The sequence below is a fragment of the Paenibacillus sp. NPDC057934 genome (assembly GCF_042887565.1).
In the GTDB taxonomy this organism is placed as follows: domain Bacteria; phylum Bacillota; class Bacilli; order Paenibacillales; family Paenibacillaceae; genus Paenibacillus_AQ.
Map to the genome: position 1 here is coordinate 237,882 of NZ_JBHVPB010000003.1, position 24,570 is coordinate 262,451.

The following is a 24,570-nucleotide window of genomic DNA, read 5'->3' on the forward strand; positions in this document are numbered from 1 at the left end:
AACGCCGACAGCATCACCGTCGCCAACGCCGACAGCATCACCGTCGCCAACGCCGACAGCATCACCGTCGCCAACGCCGACAGCATCACCGTCGCCAACGCCGACAGCATCACCGTCGCCGACACCGACAGCATCACCGTCGCCAACACCGACAGCAACACCGATACCGACAGTGCCACCAGCGACAGCTTCCGCTACGCCTGAGGCCAGTGCGTCGCCTACGGTAGCGCCGCCGACGGATGGACCAACAGCAACACCTTCGGCAACACCGACAGCTACACCAGTACCAACGTTGCCGCCGACAACGACGTTCGAGCCGGTAGCAACAACGACTCCTGTACCAGGAGTCGTTGCTACACCAACGCCATCCCCGTCACCGGGTGCTTCAGTAACGCCATCGTCAACTCCTTCGGCAACGCCGACAGTTGTACCAAGCGCAGGTCCAACAACAACACCTGCTCAACCGACAACTCCGGCAACACCAGCTATTCCGCAGGTGACACCACCTGTGAAGCAGGAGACAACGACCGAAGAAGTGCCAATTGAAGGTGAGATTCCGCTTGGAGGTGTGCCAAGTATCGGTGATAAACCGGCACATGGTAAGGTTACCCTGAAGCCAAACGGCAAGTGGGTTTATACACCGGACCCTGGCTTTATCGGAAAAGATAAATTCACGATCATCGTGACCGATAAAGACGGAAATGAAGAAGAGGTCGTCATCGAAATTGATGTTGAGGAAGTACCGAAGGGTACGGTAACAGGAGAGCCAGATAGTAATAGCAAAGGCAAAGGCGAAAAACCTGCCGTATTGCCGAAGACTGGCGAAGACAGCCCGCTTCCGATCTACCTAGTCGGTGGATCTCTGATTATTCTCGGTTATGTACTGAACAGAAGATTCAGAAGAGGCGGCAAACAGGAATAGAGATAAGAACTGCACGAGATATTAAAAAGGTCTAAATGAAAGGAAAACGAGCCCATCTCCAGATGTAACGGAGATGGGCTCGCTTCTTTGTAAACCTCAGAAATACCAGAAGTTTTTTATCTCTACAAAGGTTTCAGGTTGTGCAGCTTCCAATCAGAATACCAACGTTCAATATTGGACGGCAGTTCGGTACTGAGGTCATCCTTTAGCAGTTCGGTGAGAGCTTTGTACTGCTCCTCCACCGCAGAACGCTCTCCGATGCTGTCATAGACCTTCATCAGCCCCAGATGGCCTTGTTCAAAATAGGGTTGAAGCTGGACGATCCGTTGGTAGACGGTTACAGCTTCAGGAATTCGTCCACTGCCAATATAGTAATCGGCGATCCCGATGGCATGATGCAACCAAATGGTCCGAAGCCGCTGTCGTTCACTTTCAGCCCACAGATAGTCATAGTCCCCGAAATAATCTCCAGAATAAAGGTCGAACAGTTGTTGATGATCATAAAAATTGCCATCCCCGATGGGATCAAGCGTAAGAATGCCGTTTTCCCACTGGGCAGAATCAATCAGCATCGAACCGCTCTCCAGAGTGTAGCCCTCACCGCCACTGACATTGTTAATCTGCAGCTCAATACCGGCCTGCTTCAGGCATTGCCTGACTTGGTAGATCGTTGTATAAAGATGGGTTGAAGCTTTTTTAAGATTAAAGTCAGGCCAGAGCATATCTATCAGTGTGTCTTTGCTGACAAAACGGTTGCGGTTATGGAGCAGAAAAGCAAACAGTTCCTGCGCCTTGTTGGTCCGCCAGCGAATGGTACTTACGTGAACGCCTCCCCGTTCAAAACGCAGGGAAGGAAAACAGCGAACCATAAGCCTATCTGAGGAGATTATCGGCTTAGCCGCTCGTTGTGTCCGTTCTTCAAGACGATTAATGGTCTTTAAAAGCCGGTCACGGATAACAGGCTTTAGTACATAGTCCAGCGCGTTGACTTCAAACGCCTCCAAGGCATAATTGTTATAAGCTGTCACGAATACAATATCAGCCTCAGGGATATGCTCATGCATGATTTCCGCAGCCTGCAGGCCATTCATCTCCGGCATATCAATATCTAGAAAAATAACGTCCGCCTTCCACTTTCCTGCTTCATTGACCGCTTCCACAGGGTCCGTATATGTGGCGACTACATTCACTGTCCCTAGCTCTTTAAGCATGTGCTCCAATTTCATCAAGGCCAGCCGCTCATCGTCCACTAGTATTGCCTGGATCATTACTATCCCACCACTCAGACTTAGTTTTATCTTGCAAGACCCTACAAATCGTTCCTTCTCAATGTACAAATAAGCGCGCACTAGTTCAAGTTCCCGCTAAAAGAATTCAGCATTCAGGGACTGAAGCTGAACTTTGAGTGCTTTAATACTGTTGCGAAGCAGTCAAAGGCAGTCCGTCCGGCCAGAAAAGCATCGTGTTCAGGATGATTTTTCTCATATCTATAATAACAGAGTTAATTCGACAAAAAAGGCATCATTCCCTCTATAATGGTAATAACTTGTGCTATAAATGATTGGGATAAGCCAGTTGCTTGGTCTCAAATTAAAAAATAATGTGAAAAGATTGCAGGGAAATTGCGCTACCGGGCGTCTAACTAAAAGAAGCAGGAGGAGGGGAGACAACTGGAAGAGGCGGAGTGGATATCCGCTGTGCTGAGTGGTGAGCATCAAATGTTTGAACATTTGGTGGACCGTTATCAAGGCATGGTGTACAGAGTATGCGTTAAAATCACGGGAGAGGCCGAGTCCGCCAAGGATATGGCCCAGGAAGTTTTTATCAAAGCCTACAAAGCGCTCCCCTCCTTCCGGGGACAATCCTCTTTCTCTACTTGGCTGTATCGGATTGCCTACAGAACCTGTCTGGACTGGAAACGGGCCAATGACAGGGAGTGGCGGCACCGCAGTATAGCTGAGTACACAGAGAATGATTGGGTGACGTCGCAGACTCCAGAGCACGCAGCGCTTCGCAAAGAAGCATCTGCTGAACTGGATGAGAATTTGAACAGCCTTGCAGAACCGTACCGGTCGGTTGTACAGCTCTATTATTTTCAGCGACACTCTTATCAGGAAATTGCCGAGCAGCGGGGTGTTTCTGTCAAAACAGTGGAATCACAGCTGTATCGCGCCAGACAGATGATGCGTAAACAAGGGGAGGAATGGCGATGAATTGTGCAACAGTTAAAGAATGGATGCCGCATTATATAGACGGTCTGCTGTCTCCAGAGATGGAGCTGAGCATCAGGTTGCACATTGAGTCCTGTCCCGATTGTGCCCAGTGGCTGGAAGAAGTCAGGGAAATGTCGGCTTTGTGGGCGGATATGGAATCCCGGCTGCCGGGTTCTGAGGAACTGCTGGAGTATCCCGATTTGAAAACAGATGTGATGGCCCGTATTGAATCGCTAGAAGCCGAGCGAAGAGAGCGTACGGTTACAGGAACGCTGGCAAGACGACGGTTCGCGCCCAAAACTTCTTGGATGCACTATGGTCTTGCGGCCTGCCTGACTTTCCTGCTGCTCCAGTTCGGTGTCTTTGAGAATCTGGCTTACGGAATCACGGAGATCAATGGACATGTGTCAACCTCAGTGAATTCATGGTTCAGAGCCAATAAATAACGATGATTTGCAATCACAAAGATTAGCACATTACAAATTATGGGAGGATATTGTATGATTAGAAAGAGACGCTGGCTTACCTTTTTTCTGGCGATGATTCCAGGGGTCGGTCACCTTTACCTTGGATTCAAAAAGCAGGGTCTGCAGTTTATGATCGGAGCATCCATCTGCATCATCTGCATTCCGTCTGAACCGATGATTTTTCCGTTCGCCTTGGCGGCGCTATGGTTCTATCAGTTATTTGATGCGCTGCAAAAAGCCGCTTGGATGAAGATCGCAGCAGCAGAGCATGAACGAATGATGTTCCAGCCGGATGCTTTCGGCGCTCCGTGGACGATGGATCTGCATTCAATGCCGGGATACCCGCAGGATGATATGAACCCGGCCTGGGTAGGGATTGGCTGCGTTGTCGGCGGCATTCTGCTACTGATGATTACAGCGTTTCCAGGGTTATGGGACATTCTGTCAGAGATCAATTTCGGCACGATTCTACTCTCGCTGGTGCTGATTGGCTATGGGCTGAAATTGCTCAAGAGTAATACAAGAGCCTAAGAAACGGGGAGTTATGTCAATGAGTAGATGGAAAATCGGAAGTTTCACCGCAGCGATCGGCTGTATCGCGGTTGGCGCTATTATTGCGTTAGCCCAGTATGGTATGTTGAGCTACGCTGCTTTGGGCTTTTTATGGCCCGCCTTGCTGATCCTGTTCGGTCTGGAGATGCTGCTTAGACTCTTTATCCGCTCAGATGTCAAAAGCCGTGTAAGCGGGTGGGCTATTGTTCTAATCATTCTGCTCGTTGCTGCAAGCGGAGGTCAGTCACTTTATGCTGGAGGCTCGCTGGGTGGATTGTTTGGCAATAATCAGTTGGTCGCGATGAGCGGAACGGCAGAGGCGGGTTCTGAGATCAAGGCGGTCAGGATTGAGCTGCCAAATGGCAAAGTAACTGTAAAGGGAGAAGTTGACAAGGCCGAGGTTCAATATGAGGGGAGCCTGCTGCTTCCCGGCGATTCAGAGAGTGAAGCGAAGAGTAACCTGGACAAGAAATGGGAGATCAAGGCCCAAGGGGATACACTGGTTCTGAGGCTCGCAGGTAACAATAACTGGCTTTCCAATATACAGTTTGGCTTCTATAGCAAAGGCCCTTATCTGAATGTAAGTGTTCCGCAGAATCTGTCCGTAGAAGTGATCACTAGCGACGGCTCTATCGAAGCTTCCGGACTTCAGTCCGGTTTGACAGTTGACACTTCCAATGGGACGATGAATCTGCATGATATTGCTGGTGGCTTGACAGCCCATTCCAGTAACGGATCGATTACGGTGAAAAATATTCAGGGCGAGGTGGATTTGGCCAGCTCCAACGGATCGATGACGCTTGATAAAGTCGATGGGGCCCTGACTGCCAAGAGCAGTAACGGCAAAATAACGGTTAACTCTGGGGTAACCGGGGATTGGAGACTGACAACGAGCAATGGCTCCGTTGTTCTGGGAATACCAGAGGCTACTGATGCCACTATCTCCGCGGACACCAGTAACAGTTCACTCAAAGGCAATGTGAATTGGGAACGCAGCAGCGATACCAGCGGTACGGCTAAAGTCGGCAAAGGTACTTATAAAGTTACTATCTCTACAAGCAATGGCGGTATCACCGCAGATACGACAGAATAGTAGAACCCATAATAAAGGGAGCTGTCTTTTCCGGTATAAGTCCGGGGAAAAGACAGCTCCCTTTGTTGAATGTAGGCTCAGCTTACAGATATCGAGTTAAAATGCGGTCCGATTCATCGCGTACCGAATAGTTTTGTGGTCTTATCATGTATGATCAGTTCTTACCAGGGCTTACCAGGCGTAGGCTTTCGGTGCTTCTCCGCCCGGACCAGGGAAAATTTCGTCGAGACGTTTCAGTACAGACTCGTCCAGCACGATTTCCAGGCTGCGCAGTGCGCTTTCGAACTGCTCCAGTGTGCGCGGTCCAATGATCGGCGCGGTGACCGCTGGATTAGCCAGCAGCCAAGCCAGGGCAATATTGTCCTGCGGCTCACCCAGTTCTTGGCTCAGCCCGGCAAATGCCTCAAGCTGGCTCTTATACTGTTCTACGCGGTCCGTGTTGCCACCACTGCGGCTGCCCTCAATCTTCTTAAGGGCGTTGCGTCCTAGCAGGCCTCCGTCCAGCGGGCTCCAAGGGATGATCCCGAGACCGAGACTCTGCGAGGCTGGCAGCACTTCAAGCTCCGGCAGGCGGCAGGTGAGGCTGTACTTGTGCTGCTCGGAGACAAGCCCCAGGAATCCGCGTGCTTTAGCTTCCTGCTGGGCCACAGCGATATCCCAGCCAGCAAAGTTGCTGGAGCCGACATAATCGATCTTACCCTGGCTCACAGCCAGCTCAAAGGCACCCCACAGCTCGTCCCAGGACACGCTGCGATCCACATGGTGCATCTGGTACAGCTCGATGTGATCGGTCTGAAGACGCTTCAGGGAGCCTTCCAGATGACGGCGGATTTTGTATGCGGAGAGGCCAGCTTCATCATTTGGGCCATCCAGCTTGTCGCTCATGGAGCCGTAGGCTTTGGTCGCGAGGACAACTTTCTCCCGGCGTCCACCACCTTGCTTGAACCAGCGGCCGATAATGGTCTCTGTCAGGCCGGAATTTTCGCCCCAGCCATAAATGTTAGCGGTATCAAAAAAATTGACCCCTGCATCCAGCGCGGCATCCATAATCCGGAATGCTTCTTTTTCATCCGTAGATGGGCCAAAATTCATTGTTCCCAGACAGAGGCGGCTAACCTGCATGCCTGATTTACCAAGTTTAGCGTATTGCACGGTGTAATCACTCCTTCAATAAGTTTGAAATAGGGCGAAACCGGTTGCTTTTTCTTTTACTTATTAATTGTAACCAACTTCTGGGACAAGAGCAAATGCATCGGGGAATATTTACACATGAGCTATGAAACTAACAATAATAAAGTTAATTTACAAATTGTTACATATCGAGTAAAGTCATCATATTCATTGGGTTCTATACTTCAAAGAGGGATTGAAATGTCGATCACATCGGGAGGATTATTCTTATTAAATGGACTTAGTGTAGTCGGTGTATTGTTATGGCTAGCTTCGCTTGGAATGGGTCTGTATGCCTTTGTACTCTTTGTGAAGCTTGACCGCAGAGGTATACAGCACTTGATCTGTACATGTATGACAAGACGATTGACAACAACCGACCCGGGTATGGCGACGGACTGTGAAGCAGAAGCAGTTCAACAGGCAAGTAGAGTCTAGGAGTAAACCTCTCTATATAAGCCGAACAAAAGAAAATAACAAAAAAGCGAGAAGGAATGAAGGGGGAAGTTTGGAACTGTAGGAGTGAAAGCGCTCGCCTAAAAGCTTTCCGAAGGAAAGCTCGCATCGGAAGCATAAGCTCTCCGGATTTCAACCGTAAACAGCGGTATAATGGAAAGAAATCTGGAGACAACAGCGGCCGAAAGTCCAAACATTCCACCGTAGCGACGGCCGAGTCTTACGTTAGGATCTTAAGTTCGTCTTTATATATTTGAAAGGAGTATCCCTATAGGCGGTGCCTATAACCTCAATAGAATTTATATCTTTGTTGTTTACTGTCCGTTATGATACAACAATAGAAAGAAGAACTATGTCTGTGTGACCGCAGACCACTTGAGGAGTGACTGGAATGAGTGAGGTTAAGAAGATTGCGGTAATCGCAGGGGATGGAATCGGACCCGAGGTTGTGGCTGAAGCGGAAAAAGTATTGAAGGTAACGGAAGAAGTGTTCGGCTACAAGTTTGAAACGGAGCATGCGCTATTCGGAGGCATTGCCATTGACGAGAGAGGCACACCGCTTCCAGAAGATACGCTTCAAATCTGTCGCAGTGCGGATGCTGTATTGCTAGGTGCTGTAGGCGGACCGAAGTGGGATAACAACCCGAAAGAATTGCGCCCGGAAACAGGTCTGTTAGGTATTCGCAAAGCGCTTGGATTGTTCTCCAATTTGCGTCCGGCTAATGTCTTTGATTGTCTGAAGGATGCGTCCACATTGAAACCAGAAGTGCTGGAAGGCACAGACCTCATGGTCGTGCGCGAGCTGACAGGCGGCATTTACTTCGGGGACAAGCTTCGTCGTCAAGGTGAGTATGGTGAAGAAGCAGTAGATACCTGCGTATACAATGTTACAGAGGTTGAGCGCATCGTACGCCAGGCGTTCGAAATTGCTGGCAAACGCCGCAAGAAGCTGGCAAGTGTAGATAAAGCCAACGTTCTTGAGACTTCGCGTCTATGGCGTGAGGTAGTGAACAGAGTGGCTCCTGAATACCCGGACATCGAGCTAGAGCACGTACTGGTGGATAACTGTGCGATGCAGCTTCTGCGTCGTCCGTCGAGCTTCGACGTTATCGTTACCGAGAATATGTTCGGAGATATCCTAAGTGATGAAGCAGCCATGCTGACAGGTTCCATCGGAATGTTGGCTTCCGCCTCCATGGGCGAAGGCAGCTACGGCCTTTACGAGCCGGTACACGGCTCCGCGCCTGATATTGCAGGCCAAGGTCTTGCCAATCCAATCGCCACTATTCTGTCTCTAGGCTTGATGTTCCGTTTGACCTTCGGTTATGAAGATGCGGCGGATGCCATTGAAGCGGCAGTAGCGGAAGTACTGGATGCGGGACACCGTACAAGCGATATCGCTGTAGATAAGAGCCAAGCGATCAGCACCACACAAATGGGCGATCTGATTGCGGCTGCTATCCGCAAAGCCTAAAGAAACATTCCAACCCGTCGCTGATCTCATTTTGAGTCGGTAACCATGTACTGAAACGTCACAAAAAGTTGCTTATTTATAATTATTATAAAAAAATAATGAATGTAATATTGACTTTGATTTTGTGCGATGATACCATTTGGTATGTAGCAGTAAGACAGTAACTGTCCATCAAAATTCAAGAAAGACATCGGCTTCTTGGTTTTCTTCGGAAATCATGCAGATTTGTTGTTTTTCTTACATAATCAAGGGAGGAATAAGCAATGGCAGAACGTTTGGTAGGTAAACCGGCTCCGGATTTCACTTTGGAGACTGTATCGGGTGATGGTAAGGATTTCGGAAAGGTTAGCTTGTCCGATTATCATGGTAAATGGCTTGTATTCTTCTTTTATCCACTAGATTTTACATTTGTATGCCCAACTGAGATCACAGCACTTAGCGATGCTGCAGCTCAATTTGCGGAGCTTGACACTGAAATTCTGGGTGCCAGCACTGACTCGATCCACAGCCACAAAGCATGGATCAATACACCTAAGGATTCCAATGGCCTTGGCCAATTGAACTTCCCGCTTGCCGCTGACCTTACGAAGAAGGTTGCCAAAGACTACGGCATCCTGATCGAAGAAGAAGGTATCGCTCTGCGTGGTCTGTTCATCATCGATCCAGAAGGCGAACTGAAATATCAAGTTGTTAACCACAATGATGTAGGCCGCAGCGTGGAAGAAACGCTTCGTGTGCTTCAAGCACTGCAATCCGGCGGATTGTGCGCAATGAACTGGAAACCAGGCGATAAGAACTTGTAATCCGTTCATTCAGCATTGTGATCTTTGATAGCTGACAAGGACCTCCTTGCGGGATTTTTCCCGACAAGGGGGTTTTTTGCTCCAAATCGTTTGTATTTTTATAAAAGAAGCGTAATACAATACAATAATACGTAATTCGTAAATTTCGGATCATCCAAGGAGGGTGAACAATCATGAGCTTTTGCTGTGGAGCGAGTATGGTAGGAACAACGGGAACCCTAAAACATTATCGCACGCAAGTCCATAATGTTCCCCTGCTTTTTTGCCCGGTATGCCACCGGGTTGAGGTACATTACAAGGTTGAGAATGAATATGAGATTCTTGCGGAATATGCGCATGGTGATGGTGTGACGGATGTGGATTTCCAGGATTATGTCATGGAGGACGAGGAAGCAGTCTTCGAGAATGTCGTAAATGTCGAGAGCGAGGACCCTCTGGCGATTGTCCGCAGTCAAATTGACATGGCCCTTGACCTGCTTGCTTTTGCCAAGCAGATTCAGGATACCAAATGGGAACGCGAATTGAAGAAAAGACTGGCTGTCATGAGCCAGCGGCGTCATCGTCTTCAACAAAAAGCATAAGATGACACATACTGATTCTATGAGAAAAGAACCTCTGCTGTTGCAGAGGTTCTTTTCTTTATTTTGTCAAAATTGCATTGTATATCGTTATTAATGTAAAAACAGGAACGTGTGCACGCTTTTTTTATGCTGCTTCGGGACTAAATTTAACTATATTGAGAAAAATACTATGTCTTATGTATCATTTTATGAATATTTTTACTATTCGACAGTTTCTCTGATTGCGTTGTCTTCTCCACTTGGATATGATTGGAATATAGTTGAAACGGTTGGATAACAAAGAACGATTACCGAATGTTCTGGCGTCTTCGTCATATACTCAAATACATAGTCATTTGATGTCGTTGAGCGCTTCGTCATTTGCAGTAGAAGGGGGAACTTCGTATCGTGATAAGCCAATTTCAAGAAAGCTTGCATTTAACGGCAAGAACGTTTCAATCAGAAATGTTGGACACGACTTTTGAGGATGTTCTGGAGCACATTGACAGTGGGATCATGCTTTTTGACGAAGAGGGAGTTCTTAGCTTTGTGAACAAGCAAATGTACGGGATGCTGGACCTGCCGCGCAGTTCGCTGGTTGGATGCACCATGTCTCATCTGCTGGCCCATGTTCAACTAAGCCGCTTCAAGAAGAAGCTTGTACTGCGTATTTATCGTGAAACCGTCTATAAGGGGAAGCCAAGTTATGAATATGTTGATGAATTCGGCCGTTATTGGAGAGTCACCCTGTCCTCGGGAGAACAACTGAAAGGGTCGTATCTTTTTACGGTGAAGGAAATCTCCGATTACAAGCTGATCGAGCAAACCGCCTACCAAAATGACAATCTCGCTATGCTAGGCAAGCTGTCAGCGTCCATCGCCCATGAAATCCGCAATCCTCTGACCGCAATCCGCGGCTTTATCCAATTGCTCCGTCCACACCTGCACCAACTCGGCAAAGAAGAGTATGCCAGAATTATACTGGCTGAAATCGACCGAGCGAACGATATTATACATGAATTTCTGACCTCCTCCAAACCTTCTGTACCTCAAGTCGGAATGATCTCAGTGTCTGCATTGCTTAAAGAAGTTGTGCTTTTGACAGAGAGCGAAGCTCTAATGAAGGGCTGCCAGATCAATCTCCACCAACTTCAAAACGACCTGATCATATCTGTGGATGTGAAGCAAGTGAAGCAGGTGGTTCTAAATATGATAAAAAATGCAATGGAAGCGATTACAGATCGAATAGACAGTGATATGGGTAGAATCGAGATCGGCGCACGGAGAGAAGGTGCGGAGGTCCGCATTTTTATTTCTGACAACGGCAAGGGTATGGACATTCTCACCTTGGACAGGTTGTTTAGCCCCTTCTTCACCACCAAGGAGAGTGGGACGGGACTGGGGCTGTCGGTCAGTGACCGGATTATCAAAAATCACGGGGGATGCATTTCTGTCAGCAGCCGGTTGAATGAAGGCACGCAGTTTGTGATTTCGCTGCCTCTGATTCAATAGTAAACCTGCATTGGAGGGTTTGTTTCAAATATTAGTCCCATAGCGAGAAGAGACAGGTTGATATTTTGTCAGGTCGAGAGCCCACATCTCCCGCCTTACAGGAGATCAGCCTGTTCTGTGTTACAATAACGCTTAGACTTCTGGGAACGACAGATGGAGGGATTACAATGAATATTGAGTGGAGCAGTGGAAGACTGACTGATGCCGTACAGGCCGATGCTCTTGTGCTGATGATCTCGGAGTCAGAAGCTCAGCATGGCGGTATCTCCGCAGACTGGGATAGACGATTACACGGATTGAACAAGGCGGGATTGTTTGAGGGCAAGCTGAACCAGACTTACGCGTTACTGCTGGAAGATCATCCGGCTTGTTCTTTGGCTATTCTGGCCGGAGTAGGGGGCGCTTCCCTGGATAAATCTGACTTGCGGCTGTGGGCGTTTCAGCTTGTCCGTACAGCGCTTAGATTAAAGGTTAAGCGAGTGATCCTGCATTTGCCACAGGACTTCTCTCTGCGCACAGCAGGGTTGTCAGACATGAAAGCCGCACATGCGCTGAGCGAAGGCTTTGTACTAGGTGCTTACCGCCGGAAGCATTATAAGCTGGATCAGTCCCAGTTTGGTATAGATCATCTTTTGATCCATCAGGAGGGTGAGGTAGAAAAGGGGAGAGCAGCAAGTTGGAAAGCGGGACTTGAGCGGGGACAAGCCTTTGGCGAGGGCACGAATCTGGCACGTGACTTGACGAATACACCGGGCAATCTGTTGGTGCCATCCGATCTAGCCGTTGCCGCTATTGCGGTAGCAGAACGATACGGTCTTCCAGCAGAGGTGCTAGATGAACAGGAGATCGCTAGAAAAGGTATGGGTGGACTGATCGCTGTGGGCAAAGGGAGCGTCAATCCACCACGGATGATCGTGATCCGCTATCAGGGTACGGGAGAGTGGGAGAATGTCATCGGGCTGGTCGGCAAAGGGATTACCTTCGACACAGGAGGGATATCCCTGAAAAGGGCGCCCGGTATGGAGGACATGATCAGTGATATGGGCGGAGCCGCTGCGGTTCTGGGTGTTATGGAGGCGTTGGGGCGTCTGCGACCGCCCATTAATGTAGTGATGGCGATTCCTTCGGCGGAGAATATGCCGGCAGGAAATGCATTCAAGCCCGGGGATATCGTGACTTCCTACAGCGGGCGGACCATCGAGGTGCTCAATACGGATGCCGAGGGACGAATTGTACTGGCAGATGCACTCACGTACATCAGGGAATGGGGAGCGGAGCGCATTGTGGATGTGGCAACCCTAACTGGAGCTGTAGTGTCTACGCTGGGCGATATTGCTACTGGTGCTGTAACGAACAATGAAGCCCTACTGCAAGAGATTAGAGAGGCAAGTGACAGTGCGGGTGAAAAGATATGGCAGCTCCCGGCATATCCCGAATTTCGGGATATGCTCAAGAGTGAGGTAGCGGATATCCGCGGCAGTGCTGGAAGATATGGCGGCGCAACGACCGCCGGACTGTTTATCGGCACCTTTGCCGAAGGCCTACCTTGGGTGCATCTTGATATTGCCGGAACGGCGTTCCTGGCAAGAGAACGCGGAGTCAATCCTAAGGGGGCGTCAGGCGTTATGGTCCGCACGCTTCTGGAATGGCTGCTCAGCCAGGCATTGCTGCCAAAGGCTGACACTACTGAATAACTATATAGATTGAACTGGAAAATTTAACATAAGGGGAACGGAATGGAGGGGAAGTTTGGAACTGAAGGAGCGAAAGTGACCGCCTAAAAGCTTTTCGTAGAAAAGCTTGCATCGGAAGCAAAGGCTGTCTCCGGATTTTATCCGCGAATAGTGGTACAATCTAAAAAAAATCTGGGGACAACAGCGGCCGGAAGTCCAAACGTTTTCCGCAATGACGATCTAGCCCCGTGTAAGTATTCTAAGTTCAATCTATATAGTTGGAGCATAACAAGCTCGCTTCGAATAAAAAGGCAGTGCTTCCCGATTTGTTGGGGAAGCACTGCCTTTGTTCCGTTCTTGAAGAGTCTATCCAGAATCAATTGCCGGGTCTGCGTGAACGAATTTGCTCGGCAAAGGATTGAATGCCGTCCATCAATTTGTCTCGGGTCTTTTTATTCCGCAACAGATATACAGCTCCTAATGCCGCGGTGGTAAATAACGTTCTTTTGGCACCCATCGTGTGCACCTCCTCGGTCTAGTCTGCAGTCTGTGTATAACAAAAACATACCCGTGACCGAAGATAATTAAACCAAGATATTAATGGAAACCAGCCTTCCGTACGCGTCAGTGTTTGCTTTTGACGCTTTCGCCGCCGCAGGAGAGCGGGGAGTCAAGTGAGGCTGCAGCACAGGTCTTGCCTTTGTCACAGCCGGCACAAGCGCCTTGTTTTCCCTTCTGCACATGACGGTAGATCATCCAGCCTGAGTAGCCGAATACAAGCCCAATGATGATAACGTTGATCATGATTTCGCCCCACCTTCTACCGCTGTTCGCGGTTCGATTATCTGACTAATCTCTTAGCTTACGACCATCCAAGCAACCGTCCGCCCTGAAAAACAAGAAACGACACGATATAGGCGAGTACCAAGCAATAGCCCATGGAGAAGAAAGTCCACTTCCAGGAATTTGTTTCCTTCTTGATCACACCGACGGTAGCCAGACATGGAATATAGAGCAGAATAAAGATCATGAAGCTGATGGCGCTCAGTGGTGTGAACACTTGTGAAATCTGGTTTTCTAGCCCGGTAGTATCTGGGGCGTGATAGATAATATTCATGGTGGAGACTACGACTTCTTTAGCTAAGAAACCAGGAACCAGCGTGGAGCCTGCTTGCCATGTGCCAAAACCCAGCGGCGCCAGCAGTGGAGCGATCAGGCCACCGAATTTCGCAAGATAACTGTCATCCATCGCGACATCGAGTCCGCCAGGTCCAGCATAGGAGACCAGCCAGATGATAACGGAGCCCGCCAGGATAATGGTTCCGGCCTTGCGCAGAAAGCCTTTACCTTTCTCCCACGTGCTGCGCGATAGAGTCTTGATCTGCGGCATCCGATAAGGGGGCAGCTCAATCATGAAGACAGAGGACTCGTTTTTAAAGAGAAGCCTGGAGAATATTTTACATAGTATCAATGCAAAGACAATGCCTAGAACATACATTGACAACACAGCAAAGGCTTGTCGTTCCGGGAAAAAGACTGCTGCAAACAGAGCATACACCGGAAGTCGTGCAGAACAGGACATCAGTGGCATAAGCAGCGTGGTCAGCATCCGGTCCTTTGGCTGTTCGATGCTTCGCGCGGCCATGATGGCCGGTACGTTACAGCCAAATCCGATGATAAAAGGAATAAAGGCTTTGCCGTTCAGTCCCATCCGTTCCATGGTGCTGTCCATCAGCAGACAAACGCGAGCCATGTAGCCGGAATCCTCAAGGAACGAAATAATCAGGAATAGGATGAAGATCTGTGGTACAAATACAATCACACCACCAACACCGGCAATAATACCGTCGACGATCAGCGCATGTGTAAAATTGGACGCTCCGAGGAATCCTAGCATAGAATTGGCACCTTCACTGATGGGGCCCGAGATCAGTCCGTCCACGATATCTGACAACGGACCGCCGACCCAATCGAAGGTAGTTTTGAACAAGGCATACATGATTAAGATAAATAAAGGCAGTCCCCAGAATCGATGCGTTAGCAGGGTATCCAGTCTTTCGGTCAGGTTATGCGGCTTCTGGTCTGCTCTGTCCAGCACTTCCAGACATAACGAGGTGATATAGTCCATTCGGACCGAACGGAGCCACTGGGGTAGCGTCAAGGCTAGATTCTTTCGTTGCAGCTCGCTCTGACAGGCATCCCCAAGCTTCACTAAACTGCTGATATCCATACGGGCTTTCAGGAAATCCAGAACAACGGGATTCTGCTCCATCAGTTGTAGAGCCATCCAGCGGTGGTTCGGCAATTCCTTCATATGTCGCAGCTTCTGCTCTATTGAGGAAATGGCTGCTTCGACGATCTCTCCATAATGGAGCTTGAAGTGCACAGGAGGGATGTCTGCGGATTGTCCGATAAGGCTCAGAATTTCTTTGCAGCCCTTGCCGGTTCTTGCTACCAACGGTAGTACGGGAATGCCAAGCCTGTCCTGCAAGATCTTTGGATTGACATGAATGCCACGTGCTGTAGCCACATCAATCATATTCAGACCCAGCAAGGTGGGTTTGCCGTATTCAAGTAATTGGAGTGTAAGCAACAGGTTGCGTTCCAACTGTGAGGCATCGACAATATTGATCAGTGCCTCCGGTGATTCTTCAATCAGGTATTGGGCAGCCACGCCTTCATCGCGGGAGAGAGGGTGAAGGGAGTAAATACCGGGTAGGTCGATAAGTTTGCCTGCGCCGTTCTTGAGGCTACCGACTTTTTTCTCAACGGTTACACCTGCCCAGTTCCCTACATATTCATAGGAAGCAGTCAGCGTATTGAAAAGAGAGGTCTTGCCGGTATTGGGATTGCCGACCAGTGCGATTGCGCTCATGAGAGATTAACCTCTATTCTGGAAGCTTCCTTCCGGCGGATGGCGAATAGCTGGCCGTTGCATTCCAGGGTGATAGGCCCTAGAAAAGGACCTTTTCCTTTAAGCCGGATGCGGACACCTTCCAAAACGCCAAGATCGGCCAGACGTCGGCGCAGGATGGGATTGATGCCTTCTATTTTATGAATGGAACCGGTAGAGCCGGATGGCAGTTGAAGCAGAGAACTTAGGTGCAGAGTCATAAGAACCCTCCATAAGATACTGATAATCAATCTCAGTGGTCTTTTTATGTAATGTAGCATGATTCATGGGGAAACTCTGTGATTTTCGTCATTGTTGCCTGTAGGAAAATATCTTTACATTTTATTCTTCATTAAAGTATTATTGAACGATAATCCATGATTGCATAGTTGAAGGGAGAACGAATCGTGAAGACTAATCAGAGCAAAATCGTCGATTGCACCATCCGCGACGGAGGTCTAGTGAATAACTGGGATTTCAGTGTGGAATTTGTTCAACAATTGTACGCCGGCTTGAATGAAGCAGGTGTTGATTATATGGAGATCGGGTATAAGAATTCGCCCAAACTGCTGAAGGGTGCTGAAGGCGCTGGCCCTTGGCGTTTCCTGGACGATGACTTTCTGCGCAAGGTGATCCCGCAAAAAGGCAACACTAAGCTCTCTGCCCTCGTTGATATCGGCCGTGTGGATGAGAATGATATCCTGCCGCGTAGTGAAAGTATGATCGACCTGATTCGGGTGGCTTGCTACAGCAAAGATGTAGACAAGGCGCTGCAATTGGTACAGACCTTCCATGATCTTGGTTATGAGACCACTATCAACATTATGGCGTTGTCCAATGTTATGGAGAACGAACTGTTGGAAGCCTTCGAACTGATCAACGAGAGTGTTGTTGATGTAGTGTACATCGTAGATTCCTATGGTAGCCTGGATCATAATGATATGAAGTACCTGGTGGACAAGTTCAAGACTCATCTTCCGAACAAACGCCTGGGCGTTCATACTCACAACAACCTGCAGTTGGCATTCTCCAATACGCTTGTAGCTGCTGAGAACGGCGTGGAACTACTGGATGCTTCTTGCTACGGTATGGGACGTGCAGCGGGGAATTGCCCGACAGAACTGCTAGTGACTCACTTGAAAAATACAAATTATAAACTTCGCCCGGTGCTGGACGTTGTGGAACGCTTGATGATTCCACTGCGTGAAAAAGAGGAGTGGGGCTATATCATTCCTTACATGATCACCGGTACGCTTGACGAGCATCCCCGCTCAGCCATGGCTCTCCGTTCATCGGAAGACAAGGACAAATCGGTAGATTTCTATGACAAGCTCACCACACCGGAAGTTACCTTTGGGGAAAAATAAACGGCAGCTTTCGCTATAAGCACTGACCCCGCCTTGGGGAAGGTGCTTTTTTTTGCGAAATGATAAATTCATCTTCGTTAAAATGCAAAAATATAGGAAGAAGACTGAAGACTCTGTCGATAACACTTTTTTATTGTCGAAAGAACGCTGTAACTTTACAGGCCTAACCAACCGATATTTATAAATAGGGTAAAAAAATCCATTCTCAATTAGATATGAATATAGATATCATTTTTTCGGACGCGAGGGACTTATGAGACAAGAAGAGAAAAAAACAATTCGTGCGGCTATATTGGGGGCGCTGCTGTTCCTTCTGATTCAGATTTTTCATTCATCGTTAAATCTGGATGACGATTGGGCCTTGCTGGCAGCGTTATACCTTATTGCAGGCTGTTGCAGTGTTGCTTTCGGGTTTGCAATTTTTGCACAGGGCTGGCTGTTTTTCTCGAATAGATTGTCCAAAGCGAGACTATATGCCTCTGCGCTATTTTTAGGAGTGTGCATCTTTGATTTCCTGCATACGCTCAGCTTTGTCGGCATTCCCTGGATATCTTCCTACATAAACTCTGATGAATCATTGTGGCTGCTGACCTCATCGCGTCTGGCCAGTGCGCTTGGCATCCTGTTTATTTTCAGCAGAAAATCCCCTGCCGTCTCCTATTCTCATAAGAGCAGAGTGTTTCGGGTGTCTCTTATGCTCATTGTGCTGTCCCTGAGTGTATTCTTTTCCGGAAGAACTATATTTCCTCAACTACTGACGGATGCCGGTGAGAGCACGTTGAAACAAATTGTGGATATTGCCGTGCTTATTCTCTACCTGATCGGCGTTGTCGCCATACTCTTTCCGGACAAGCAGGAGAAATCCGCATCCTTGTTGATTATCATCCGGGCGCTGATTTTCTTCGCTCTGGGGCAAACGTTCTATATGTATCCTCTTCACCTCGGCGATGTGGATTATCTGTTCGGGATGATCTGCGGCGTAGTGGCCTATTATTTCTTGCTCACCGGGGTGTATCGGCTGACGATTGAGGAACCCTTCCATGAGAAACAGCAGATAGAGGCCCGGATCAATTATCTGGCTTTTCATGATGATCTGACGGGCTTACCTAATAGACGCCGGCTGATGCAGCGCGTAGAAGCAATGATCAAGAACACGAGCAGGGACGAGGCCAAGAATCTCTCCGCAGTTGCCATCCTGAATATTAATCATTTCAAAAATATTAACGACTCTTTGGGTCATTTTGCCGGGGATCTGCTTCTCCAGATGGTCTCCCAGCGGATCAGTTCCGCAGCCAGACCTCATGAAGAGCTCTTCAGCATGGGAGCGGATGAGTTTGCTTTTCTGATGAAAGAAATGGCCAGCCTGGAGGATTGCCTGGTTCGAGCCAGGGAGCTGCTGGGGCTGTTTGAGACGCCGGTTAATCTGGAATCGAGTGAATATCATATTTCTCTGAGCCTAGGCTTGAGCATTTACCCTGGGGATGGAGAAACGGCTGAACAATTGATCCAGAATGCGGATACAGCCGTGCATAATGCCAAGGAGCAGGGCGTTGATATAAGGCGCTACATACCGGCTATGCAGATGAAGGCCAAGGAACGCTTGAAGCTGGAGAATGATTTGCGGAGAGCGTTGGAGCGGGACGAGTTCTATCTAGTTTATCAACCTCAGGTACAGCTTGAAACGGAAGAAATCGTGGGGATGGAGGCGCTGCTGCGCTGGAATCACCCTAAGCGCGGGCTGGTCTCTCCGGCGGACTTCATACCGATTGCTGAAGAGAGTGGGCTCATTGTACCCATAGGGGAATGGGTGCTGCGGACAGCTTGTCTGCAAAATAAACAATGGCAGGAGGCTGGCTACCGGCCCATCTGCGTGTCCATTAACTTGTCGATGCGCCAGTTCCTGCAGCCCAACCTGGCTGGCAAGATCGGAAGCATTTTATCAGAAATCGGACTGGACCCAAGTTATGTGGATCTTGAGATTACGGAGAGCATGACTCTGGACAAGGAGACAGCATTCGAACAGCTAAAACGGCTTAAGGAGCTTGGTGTGTTCATCAGTATTGATGATTTTGGGACAGGCTACAGCTCTTTGCATTATCTCAAGAATATGCCGATTGACCGGCTCAAGATCGACCGCTCCTTCGTGGCCGAAGTGATGGAGGACAGCAACAATGCGGCTATCGTCTCGACTATTACGTCCATGGCCCACCACCTGAAGCTCAAAGTCACCGCCGAAGGCGTCGAGAATCAAGAACAGCTGCAATTCCTGCGCCAGCAGCGCTGCCATGAGGGGCAGGGCTTTCTGTTCAGCAAGCCGATCCGGGCGGCGGAGTTCGAGGTCTCATTTCTCCAGTCCTCCATGCTGGGTATGCCACACTGATTCCATAAATTTCAACTTAGGCATATCCAAGTATTGCATTTCAAGCTAAAGAATGATAAGATAACTCTTGTATTCAATTTTCAATTGCGGGTGTAGTTCAATGGTAGAACTTCAGCCTTCCAAGCTGATAGCGTGGGTTCGATTCCCATCACCCGCTCCAACATTTAAATAACCCAAACCCTTGCGTTGCAAGGGTTTTTTTGTTGTGTATATGGATATATTGTCAGACTACCTTTGGTTTTTTTGCACGCATATATTAAATTTGGAGCCAGCGATGATGTCATTTTTCTGTGGCACAGCCGCTGTCTGATCACTCTTTAAATTCAAAGGAGTAGTGCTTATTTTCTTTCCCATTGGAAAAACTTTAAAATAGGGCATACTTCATTGTGGTTTCACAACAAGGTTTCTCTAGACCCACTCGCTATTTGTCTGTTAAGTTTTACTTAATCCTGGAAAAAAGGTTGTGAAGCTCTTGAATGGTTCGAAGACTGCTTTCCTATCTGTGCTTAGCAACACATTCATTGTTTCGTTAAAACTTGTTATCGGAATAGTTACAGGTTCTGTAGCCATTATTTCGGAAGCGATCCACTCCGCACTGGATTTAGTTGCTTCGTTGATTGCTTTTATTTCGGTGCGAATATCGGCGCGTTCTGCGGACAAAGGTCACCCGTATGGCCATGGAAAAGTAGAGAACATATCAGGCACCGTTGAAACGTTACTTATTTTTGTAGCTGGGTTCTGGATTATTTATGAGTGTGTGCATAAAATAATGAACCCGACGGAAATTGAATTTCCCTTCCTGGGCATCCTTGTTATGGTTGTTGGGGGTGGCGTCAACTTTGTGGTTTCTCTGAAGGTTAAGAAGAAAGCTGAAGAACTTCATTCTGTTGCGATGAAATCAAATGCGCTGCATCTGCTTACTGATGTTTTCACATCTTTGGGGGTTGCATTCAGTTTATTATTGGTTACCCTCACGGGATGGACAATACTGGATCCGGTGATCGGGATTGTGTTGGCCCTCTATATCATGAGAGAAGCTTTCAAGCTGCTTAAGGAATCATTTCCTCCTTTGATTGACGCCCGATTAGCAGAGGAAGAGGAAAACGAGATCCTGCGTCTCATTGAGTCATTTCAAGAGAGATATATTGAGTTCCATGATTTTCGCACCCGCAGATCCGGTCCGGAAGAGTATGTGGATTTTCACCTTGTGATCCCGTCCATAATGGATGTTAATACTGCGCATCAGCTATGCGACGAAATTGAGCAAAGCATTAAAGCAACATTCGTACGTGCCCAGGTGATGATTCACATTGAACCAGAGCATGAAAAGTTGGCCGGCCAACCACTTTAATTCAGAAATATCGGCCGAAATTAATCCTCATTCAATTGGATGTCTTTCAGGATTGAGTCCCAGCTGTCATAATCATTCATGTCCTCCGGGACTTCTAATACACAGACGTTGTTAATATCCCAATTTATTTCTCTAACGTATTGCAGGTCAGGTACTGGATTCAGAATAAGTACAGTGAAGCTGTTCTTTTGCAAGCACTGAGACAATACGGATTGGAGCTCTACTGCCTGTTCGTAATGACTGGCCCATCTGACGAATAACGTGCTTTGGCTCTTCGTTAAGCGGTCCCAGAATCGTGAAATTCGTGAATTGAGTTTTGCTTTGTACGATGAATAGGATGATGTCCAATCCGAACCTTCAATGATCGGAAAATCATGAACGGAGATAATATTGTACTGTGTGTCTTTGATGAAATAGGATTTTACCGGAGTGTTCTCTTTCCGCTCGGGGTAGATGGGGGCTCCATCATCCAGCAGAAAGTGGGTTTCTTCTAACATACTCAGGTTTTCAAACTCCATAAAGTTCTGAAACTTGTTTCTATAAAGCCTGCTCACATCACTCAATGAAAAAGAGATCATCCAGTCGAGCGGCATGGCGAATTTTCTTAGATTGTTTCTTCTCAGATTTATGGCAGGTGCACAGGACATTCCTAAGCTGACTATTAAATCATAGCTTTTCTTAACCTCATGCAGTTTCATGTAATCACCCTTTGCTAATCAGATTCTCTTCATTTAGTAAGTTATATGTTTGTAAGCTCCGAATGGATTGGACGGGTAAATTAGAGGAATGAATTCAGGAAATATACGATGAAAAACAACTATTTAACCCTACTCATGGCCCTGCTCACTTTAATTTTGGTCTTCGGACAACCTGGTTACAAAAGTTTATACATCATTGGGTTTACTGGGGCGACAAGCTCCTAACCCTACATATGATCATGGATTATTAGGTTATCGCCAAAAAAGCCCGGCCTCCTTAAAATGGGAGGTCGGGCTTTAATGTAATTGTCCTTACACTGTTTTCAAAAACTCAACAATGGTCAGCAGACCTTTATCGAAATTCTCCAGGTTGAAATGCTCATCCGGTGCATGCAAGTTCTCGTCGTCAAGGCCAAAGCCCATCAGAACAACCGGTGCTTCCAGCACGCGGGCGAAGCTTTCCATGATCGGAATGGAGCCGCCGTCTTTGGTGAACAGCGCACGGGTTCCGTACACTTTACCATAGGCATCAGCTGCGGTTTGCAGGATTGGATGTGAAGGATCGCTATTGAAGGCGCGGGCCTTCTCCATTTGCTTCACATGAACCTTCGCACCTGTCTGAATATTAGCTTTCAGATGAGCTTCGATGACATCAAGTGCGTGCTGAGGATCTTGGTCACCTACAAGACGGCAAGTGATTTTGGCATGTGCCTCTTTAGGAATGACCGTCTTGCTGCCTTCACCTTGGAAGCCGCCGTATACACCGTTCAATTCAAGCGTAGGACGAGCACCAATCCGCTCTACGAAACTATAACCTTCTTCTCCGTACAGCGAATCCAGTCCAAGTCCTTCTCTGATCTTGTTCTCGTCTACGCCCTGCTTGGCGAACTCTTCGCGCAATAGCGGGGACAATTCCGGAACGCCTTCGTAGAAGCCTTCAACTGCGACGCGGCCTTTATCGTCATGGAGGCTAGTCAGCAGCGATACGAGGGCATGCAGGGCGTTCGGAACGCCACCACCGTACGAGCCGGAGTGCAGATCGGTCAGGGCAGTCGTAACAGTGACTTCCAGCGAGCAGAGACCGCGTAGTCCTGTGCAGATAGCCGGACGGCCGCGCTCCAGTAGCGAGGTATCCGAAACAAGCACCGCATCTGCTGCGAGCTTCTCTTTGTTAGCTTCGAGGAATGGCGGCAGATTCGCACTGCCGATCTCTTCCTCGCCCTCGATGCAGAGCTTGATGTTGACTGGGAGAGTACCTTCTTCCTTCAGGATGGCCTCAATAGCCTTGATGTGCAGGAAGACTTGACCTTTATCGTCTGTTGCCCCGCGGGCAAACAGCTTGTCACCCCGGATTTCCGGTTCAAAAGGCGGGGTCGTCCACAGATTCAGCGGATCTACCGGCTGTACATCATAATGGCCGTAGACCAAGATGGTCGGTTTGCCCGGCGCATGAAGGTAATCGGCATAGATGACAGGGTGTCCGGCAGTGGGATGAAGCTCGATGTTCTCCAGCCCGGCCCGTTTCAATGTATCGAGCAACCAGTGTGCTGCCGCCAGAACATCATCCTTGTGCGCAGACAAGGCAGAGATGCTGGGAATGGTAAGCCACTGCTTTAACTCGTCGAGATGTGCTTCCCGGTGAGTTTGAAAATAAGATTCGTATGACATGTGATATGTACCTCCTTAAAATGTATGCCCGCACGACGGGCTTAAGGTCTAGCCAGAGGGTCAGTGAACCGAGAGTCTAGTCTTTATATTACCGTTCTTAGAATGCGTGCTACAGGAAACATTATACTGGAGAACGCCAAAGTGAGCAAAAAGGATTGCAAAATGTAGCCAGCACCTCCTTTTTCCCTTGATGTAGCGCCACTTGACGGTTCTTTCCCAATTATTGATTACTAAGCAGTAACCATGATAGACTGGGTAAACCTAATTGGCGAAGCGCTGTACAAGCTGTATGTGAGGTAAGAGGAACGATTACATGAACAGAGGATGGGAATATTTTGCATAAAGAGGTTGGAACACCTGCATTTATCTATACTTACGCTAGCTCAGTGGATGAAGAGTCCCTGTGTGCGATGGAGCTGCGCTGCCTGTTTGGGCAGAACGTGGGCCCATCTATTTTTGCCAGTGATATTGAAGTGGACGTCAGCCGCAGTCCTTTTGTTAAGGAACGGATTGATGTTATGTATGCAGGCGACAGCTTGCCCGAGATCTATGAACAGACGGAACAAGTGCAGGTAGGGGAGAAGACGTTTAAAGTTATTTTCGTCAAGACCAACGATCTGACGGCTGCGAATAAAATCGAATATGATGAACGCAGAGGAATTGAGCGGGAAATCGGCTTACGCATAGAGGGTGAAGCGGATGTGAATGCCCCGGAGCTGGTATATGGCATAGTCACCTTGGGCGGGCGCTGGTACTTCGGGCCGTACCATAAGAATAACGCGGATTGGTTCCGTCATATGAAAAAACCCCGCAGTTACTCCATTGCGCTCAGCACACGTGTGGCCCGGGCAGCGATTAACATGGGTGTTCCGGACCCGCAAGGCATTCGGGCCATTGACCCCTGCTGTGGAATTGGTACGGTTATGGTAGAGGCCTTGTCCATGGGTATCGATATTGTCGGCCGGGATATCAACCCGATGATTGCCACCGGAGCCCGAACGAACATTGCTCATTTTGGATACAGCAGTGAAGTTACCCTGGGAGATATCGCCGATATTCAGGACCACTATGACGTTGTATTCGTAGACATGCCTTATAATCTGTATTCCAGCATTACACCGGAAGAACAATTTTCCATTCTGACCAACGCCCGGCGGATTGCCGACCGTGCCGTGATTGTGGCGATTGAGGCCATGGATGAAATGATTACCGATGCGGGATTCACGATCAAGGACCGCTGTATTGCAAAAAAGGCGGGTTTCTCCCGTCACATCATGCTCTGCCAATAGACTCTACCTACGGAAGAATCCAAGGAGAA

At 48.4% G+C, this 24,570-nt stretch carries 23 protein-coding genes, 1 tRNA gene and 1 pseudogene; 17 read left to right on the forward strand and 8 right to left on the reverse strand.

Going from position 1 to position 24,570, the window contains the following annotated elements; genetic code table 11:
- Both ACFVRY_RS08545 and ACFVRY_RS08550 read left to right on the forward strand, forming a co-directional pair.
- A pseudogene (locus tag ACFVRY_RS08545) lies at nucleotides 1–204 on the forward strand (hypothetical protein); the annotation flags it as partial.
- Nucleotides 173–922 carry an Ig-like domain-containing protein gene (locus ACFVRY_RS08550; protein ID WP_387499195.1) on the forward strand — a complete coding sequence of 250 codons (750 nt, stop codon included), beginning with the start codon at nucleotides 173–175 and terminating at the stop codon, nucleotides 920–922. The pseudogene ACFVRY_RS08545 and the gene ACFVRY_RS08550, both read left to right, overlap by 32 nt.
- Before the next feature lie 122 nt (nucleotides 923–1,044).
- Here ACFVRY_RS08550 and ACFVRY_RS08555 read toward each other — a convergent pair whose 3' ends face one another.
- Nucleotides 1,045–2,190, reverse strand: coding sequence for a response regulator (locus ACFVRY_RS08555; RefSeq protein ID WP_387499197.1), 1,146 nt, complete (start codon nucleotides 2,188–2,190; stop codon nucleotides 1,045–1,047).
- Nucleotides 2,191–2,610: 420 nt separating this feature from the next.
- Here ACFVRY_RS08555 and ACFVRY_RS08560 point away from each other — a divergent pair, with 420 nt between their 5' ends.
- From ACFVRY_RS08560 to ACFVRY_RS08575, 4 genes are read left to right on the forward strand one after another with little or no spacing between them, the layout of a single operon-like run.
- Nucleotides 2,611–3,135, forward strand: a complete 525-nt coding sequence (locus tag ACFVRY_RS08560; RefSeq protein ID WP_387499716.1) for an RNA polymerase sigma factor — start codon at nucleotides 2,611–2,613, stop codon at nucleotides 3,133–3,135.
- Nucleotides 3,132–3,581: an anti-sigma factor family protein gene (locus ACFVRY_RS08565; RefSeq protein WP_387499199.1), complete on the forward strand. Its 450-nt coding sequence runs from the start codon at nucleotides 3,132–3,134 to the stop codon at nucleotides 3,579–3,581. Before ACFVRY_RS08560 ends, ACFVRY_RS08565 begins: the two co-directional genes overlap by 4 nt.
- A gap of 54 nt (nucleotides 3,582–3,635) precedes the next feature.
- On the forward strand, nucleotides 3,636–4,133 hold the full coding sequence (locus tag ACFVRY_RS08570) for a hypothetical protein (protein WP_387499201.1): 498 nt from the start codon (nucleotides 3,636–3,638) through the stop codon (nucleotides 4,131–4,133).
- A 19-nt stretch (nucleotides 4,134–4,152) separates the two neighbouring features.
- Entirely contained in the window at nucleotides 4,153–5,247 is a 1,095-nt protein-coding gene (locus ACFVRY_RS08575; RefSeq protein ID WP_387499203.1) for a LiaI-LiaF-like domain-containing protein, read from the forward strand.
- Nucleotides 5,248–5,418: 171 nt separating this feature from the next.
- Here ACFVRY_RS08575 and ACFVRY_RS08580 read toward each other — a convergent pair whose 3' ends face one another.
- Nucleotides 5,419–6,399, reverse strand: a complete 981-nt coding sequence (locus ACFVRY_RS08580) for an aldo/keto reductase (protein WP_387499205.1) — start codon at nucleotides 6,397–6,399, stop codon at nucleotides 5,419–5,421.
- A 219-nt stretch (nucleotides 6,400–6,618) separates the two neighbouring features.
- Between ACFVRY_RS08580 and ACFVRY_RS08585 the strand changes: the two genes are divergently transcribed.
- The 6 genes from ACFVRY_RS08585 (at nucleotide 6,619) to ACFVRY_RS08610 (ending at nucleotide 12,916) form a co-directional block, all read left to right on the forward strand.
- Nucleotides 6,619–6,855: a hypothetical protein gene (locus ACFVRY_RS08585; protein ID WP_387499207.1), complete on the forward strand. Its 237-nt coding sequence runs from the start codon at nucleotides 6,619–6,621 to the stop codon at nucleotides 6,853–6,855.
- Between the two features lie 409 nt (nucleotides 6,856–7,264).
- On the forward strand, nucleotides 7,265–8,347 hold the full coding sequence (gene leuB / locus ACFVRY_RS08590) for a 3-isopropylmalate dehydrogenase (RefSeq protein WP_387499209.1): 1,083 nt from the start codon (nucleotides 7,265–7,267) through the stop codon (nucleotides 8,345–8,347).
- A 263-nt stretch (nucleotides 8,348–8,610) separates the two neighbouring features.
- Entirely contained in the window at nucleotides 8,611–9,150 is a 540-nt protein-coding gene (locus tag ACFVRY_RS08595) for a peroxiredoxin (protein ID WP_387499211.1), read from the forward strand.
- 173 nt (nucleotides 9,151–9,323) lie between these two features.
- Nucleotides 9,324–9,731 carry a hypothetical protein gene (locus tag ACFVRY_RS08600; protein WP_387499212.1) on the forward strand — a complete coding sequence of 136 codons (408 nt, stop codon included), beginning with the start codon at nucleotides 9,324–9,326 and terminating at the stop codon, nucleotides 9,729–9,731.
- A gap of 387 nt (nucleotides 9,732–10,118) precedes the next feature.
- The gene (locus tag ACFVRY_RS08605) at nucleotides 10,119–11,222 is read left to right on the forward strand and encodes an ATP-binding protein (protein ID WP_387499214.1); all 1,104 of its coding nucleotides are present in this window, start codon (nucleotides 10,119–10,121) and stop codon (nucleotides 11,220–11,222) included.
- Between the two features lie 167 nt (nucleotides 11,223–11,389).
- Nucleotides 11,390–12,916, forward strand: a complete 1,527-nt coding sequence (locus ACFVRY_RS08610; RefSeq protein ID WP_387499216.1) for a leucyl aminopeptidase — start codon at nucleotides 11,390–11,392, stop codon at nucleotides 12,914–12,916.
- Between the two features lie 355 nt (nucleotides 12,917–13,271).
- On the opposite strand, the gene ACFVRY_RS08615 is transcribed toward ACFVRY_RS08610, so the two are convergent.
- The 4 genes from ACFVRY_RS08615 to ACFVRY_RS08630 all read right to left on the reverse strand — a co-directional run bounded on the left by ACFVRY_RS08615 (nucleotide 13,272) and on the right by ACFVRY_RS08630 (nucleotide 16,009).
- Nucleotides 13,272–13,412: a hypothetical protein gene (locus ACFVRY_RS08615; RefSeq protein WP_387499218.1), complete on the reverse strand. Its 141-nt coding sequence runs from the start codon at nucleotides 13,410–13,412 to the stop codon at nucleotides 13,272–13,274.
- 107 nt (nucleotides 13,413–13,519) lie between these two features.
- Entirely contained in the window at nucleotides 13,520–13,699 is a 180-nt protein-coding gene (locus tag ACFVRY_RS08620) for a FeoB-associated Cys-rich membrane protein (protein ID WP_387499221.1), read from the reverse strand.
- Nucleotides 13,700–13,757: 58 nt separating this feature from the next.
- On the reverse strand, nucleotides 13,758–15,770 hold the full coding sequence (gene feoB, locus ACFVRY_RS08625) for a ferrous iron transport protein B (RefSeq protein WP_387499223.1): 2,013 nt from the start codon (nucleotides 15,768–15,770) through the stop codon (nucleotides 13,758–13,760).
- Complete coding sequence (locus tag ACFVRY_RS08630; RefSeq protein WP_387499225.1) at nucleotides 15,767–16,009, reverse strand: FeoA family protein; 243 nt, start codon at nucleotides 16,007–16,009, stop codon at nucleotides 15,767–15,769. The genes feoB and ACFVRY_RS08630 overlap by 4 nt, the downstream gene beginning before the upstream one ends.
- Nucleotides 16,010–16,195: 186 nt before the next feature.
- Between ACFVRY_RS08630 and ACFVRY_RS08635 the strand changes: the two genes are divergently transcribed.
- From ACFVRY_RS08635 to ACFVRY_RS08650, 4 genes are all read left to right on the forward strand, one after another.
- Nucleotides 16,196–17,155, forward strand: coding sequence for an aldolase catalytic domain-containing protein (locus tag ACFVRY_RS08635; RefSeq protein ID WP_387499227.1), 960 nt, complete (start codon nucleotides 16,196–16,198; stop codon nucleotides 17,153–17,155).
- A gap of 253 nt (nucleotides 17,156–17,408) precedes the next feature.
- Nucleotides 17,409–19,535: a putative bifunctional diguanylate cyclase/phosphodiesterase gene (locus tag ACFVRY_RS08640; RefSeq protein WP_387499229.1), complete on the forward strand. Its 2,127-nt coding sequence runs from the start codon at nucleotides 17,409–17,411 to the stop codon at nucleotides 19,533–19,535.
- Nucleotides 19,536–19,621: 86 nt separating this feature from the next.
- Nucleotides 19,622–19,695: transfer RNA gene (locus ACFVRY_RS08645), tRNA-Gly, on the forward strand.
- Nucleotides 19,696–20,007: 312 nt separating this feature from the next.
- On the forward strand, nucleotides 20,008–20,886 hold the full coding sequence (locus ACFVRY_RS08650) for a cation diffusion facilitator family transporter (RefSeq protein WP_387499718.1): 879 nt from the start codon (nucleotides 20,008–20,010) through the stop codon (nucleotides 20,884–20,886).
- A 20-nt stretch (nucleotides 20,887–20,906) separates the two neighbouring features.
- On the opposite strand, the gene ACFVRY_RS08655 is transcribed toward ACFVRY_RS08650, so the two are convergent.
- On the reverse strand, nucleotides 20,907–21,584 hold the full coding sequence (locus tag ACFVRY_RS08655; protein ID WP_387499231.1) for a DUF1796 family putative cysteine peptidase: 678 nt from the start codon (nucleotides 21,582–21,584) through the stop codon (nucleotides 20,907–20,909).
- Between the two features lie 312 nt (nucleotides 21,585–21,896).
- A complete protein-coding gene (locus ACFVRY_RS08660; protein WP_387499233.1) occupies nucleotides 21,897–23,252 on the reverse strand; it encodes a dipeptidase in 1,356 nt (451 codons plus the stop codon).
- 410 nt (nucleotides 23,253–23,662) lie between these two features.
- Between ACFVRY_RS08660 and ACFVRY_RS08665 the strand changes: the two genes are divergently transcribed.
- Complete coding sequence (locus tag ACFVRY_RS08665; protein WP_387499720.1) at nucleotides 23,663–24,541, forward strand: TRM11 family SAM-dependent methyltransferase; 879 nt, start codon at nucleotides 23,663–23,665, stop codon at nucleotides 24,539–24,541.
- The last annotated feature ends 29 nt before the right edge of the window (nucleotides 24,542–24,570 follow it).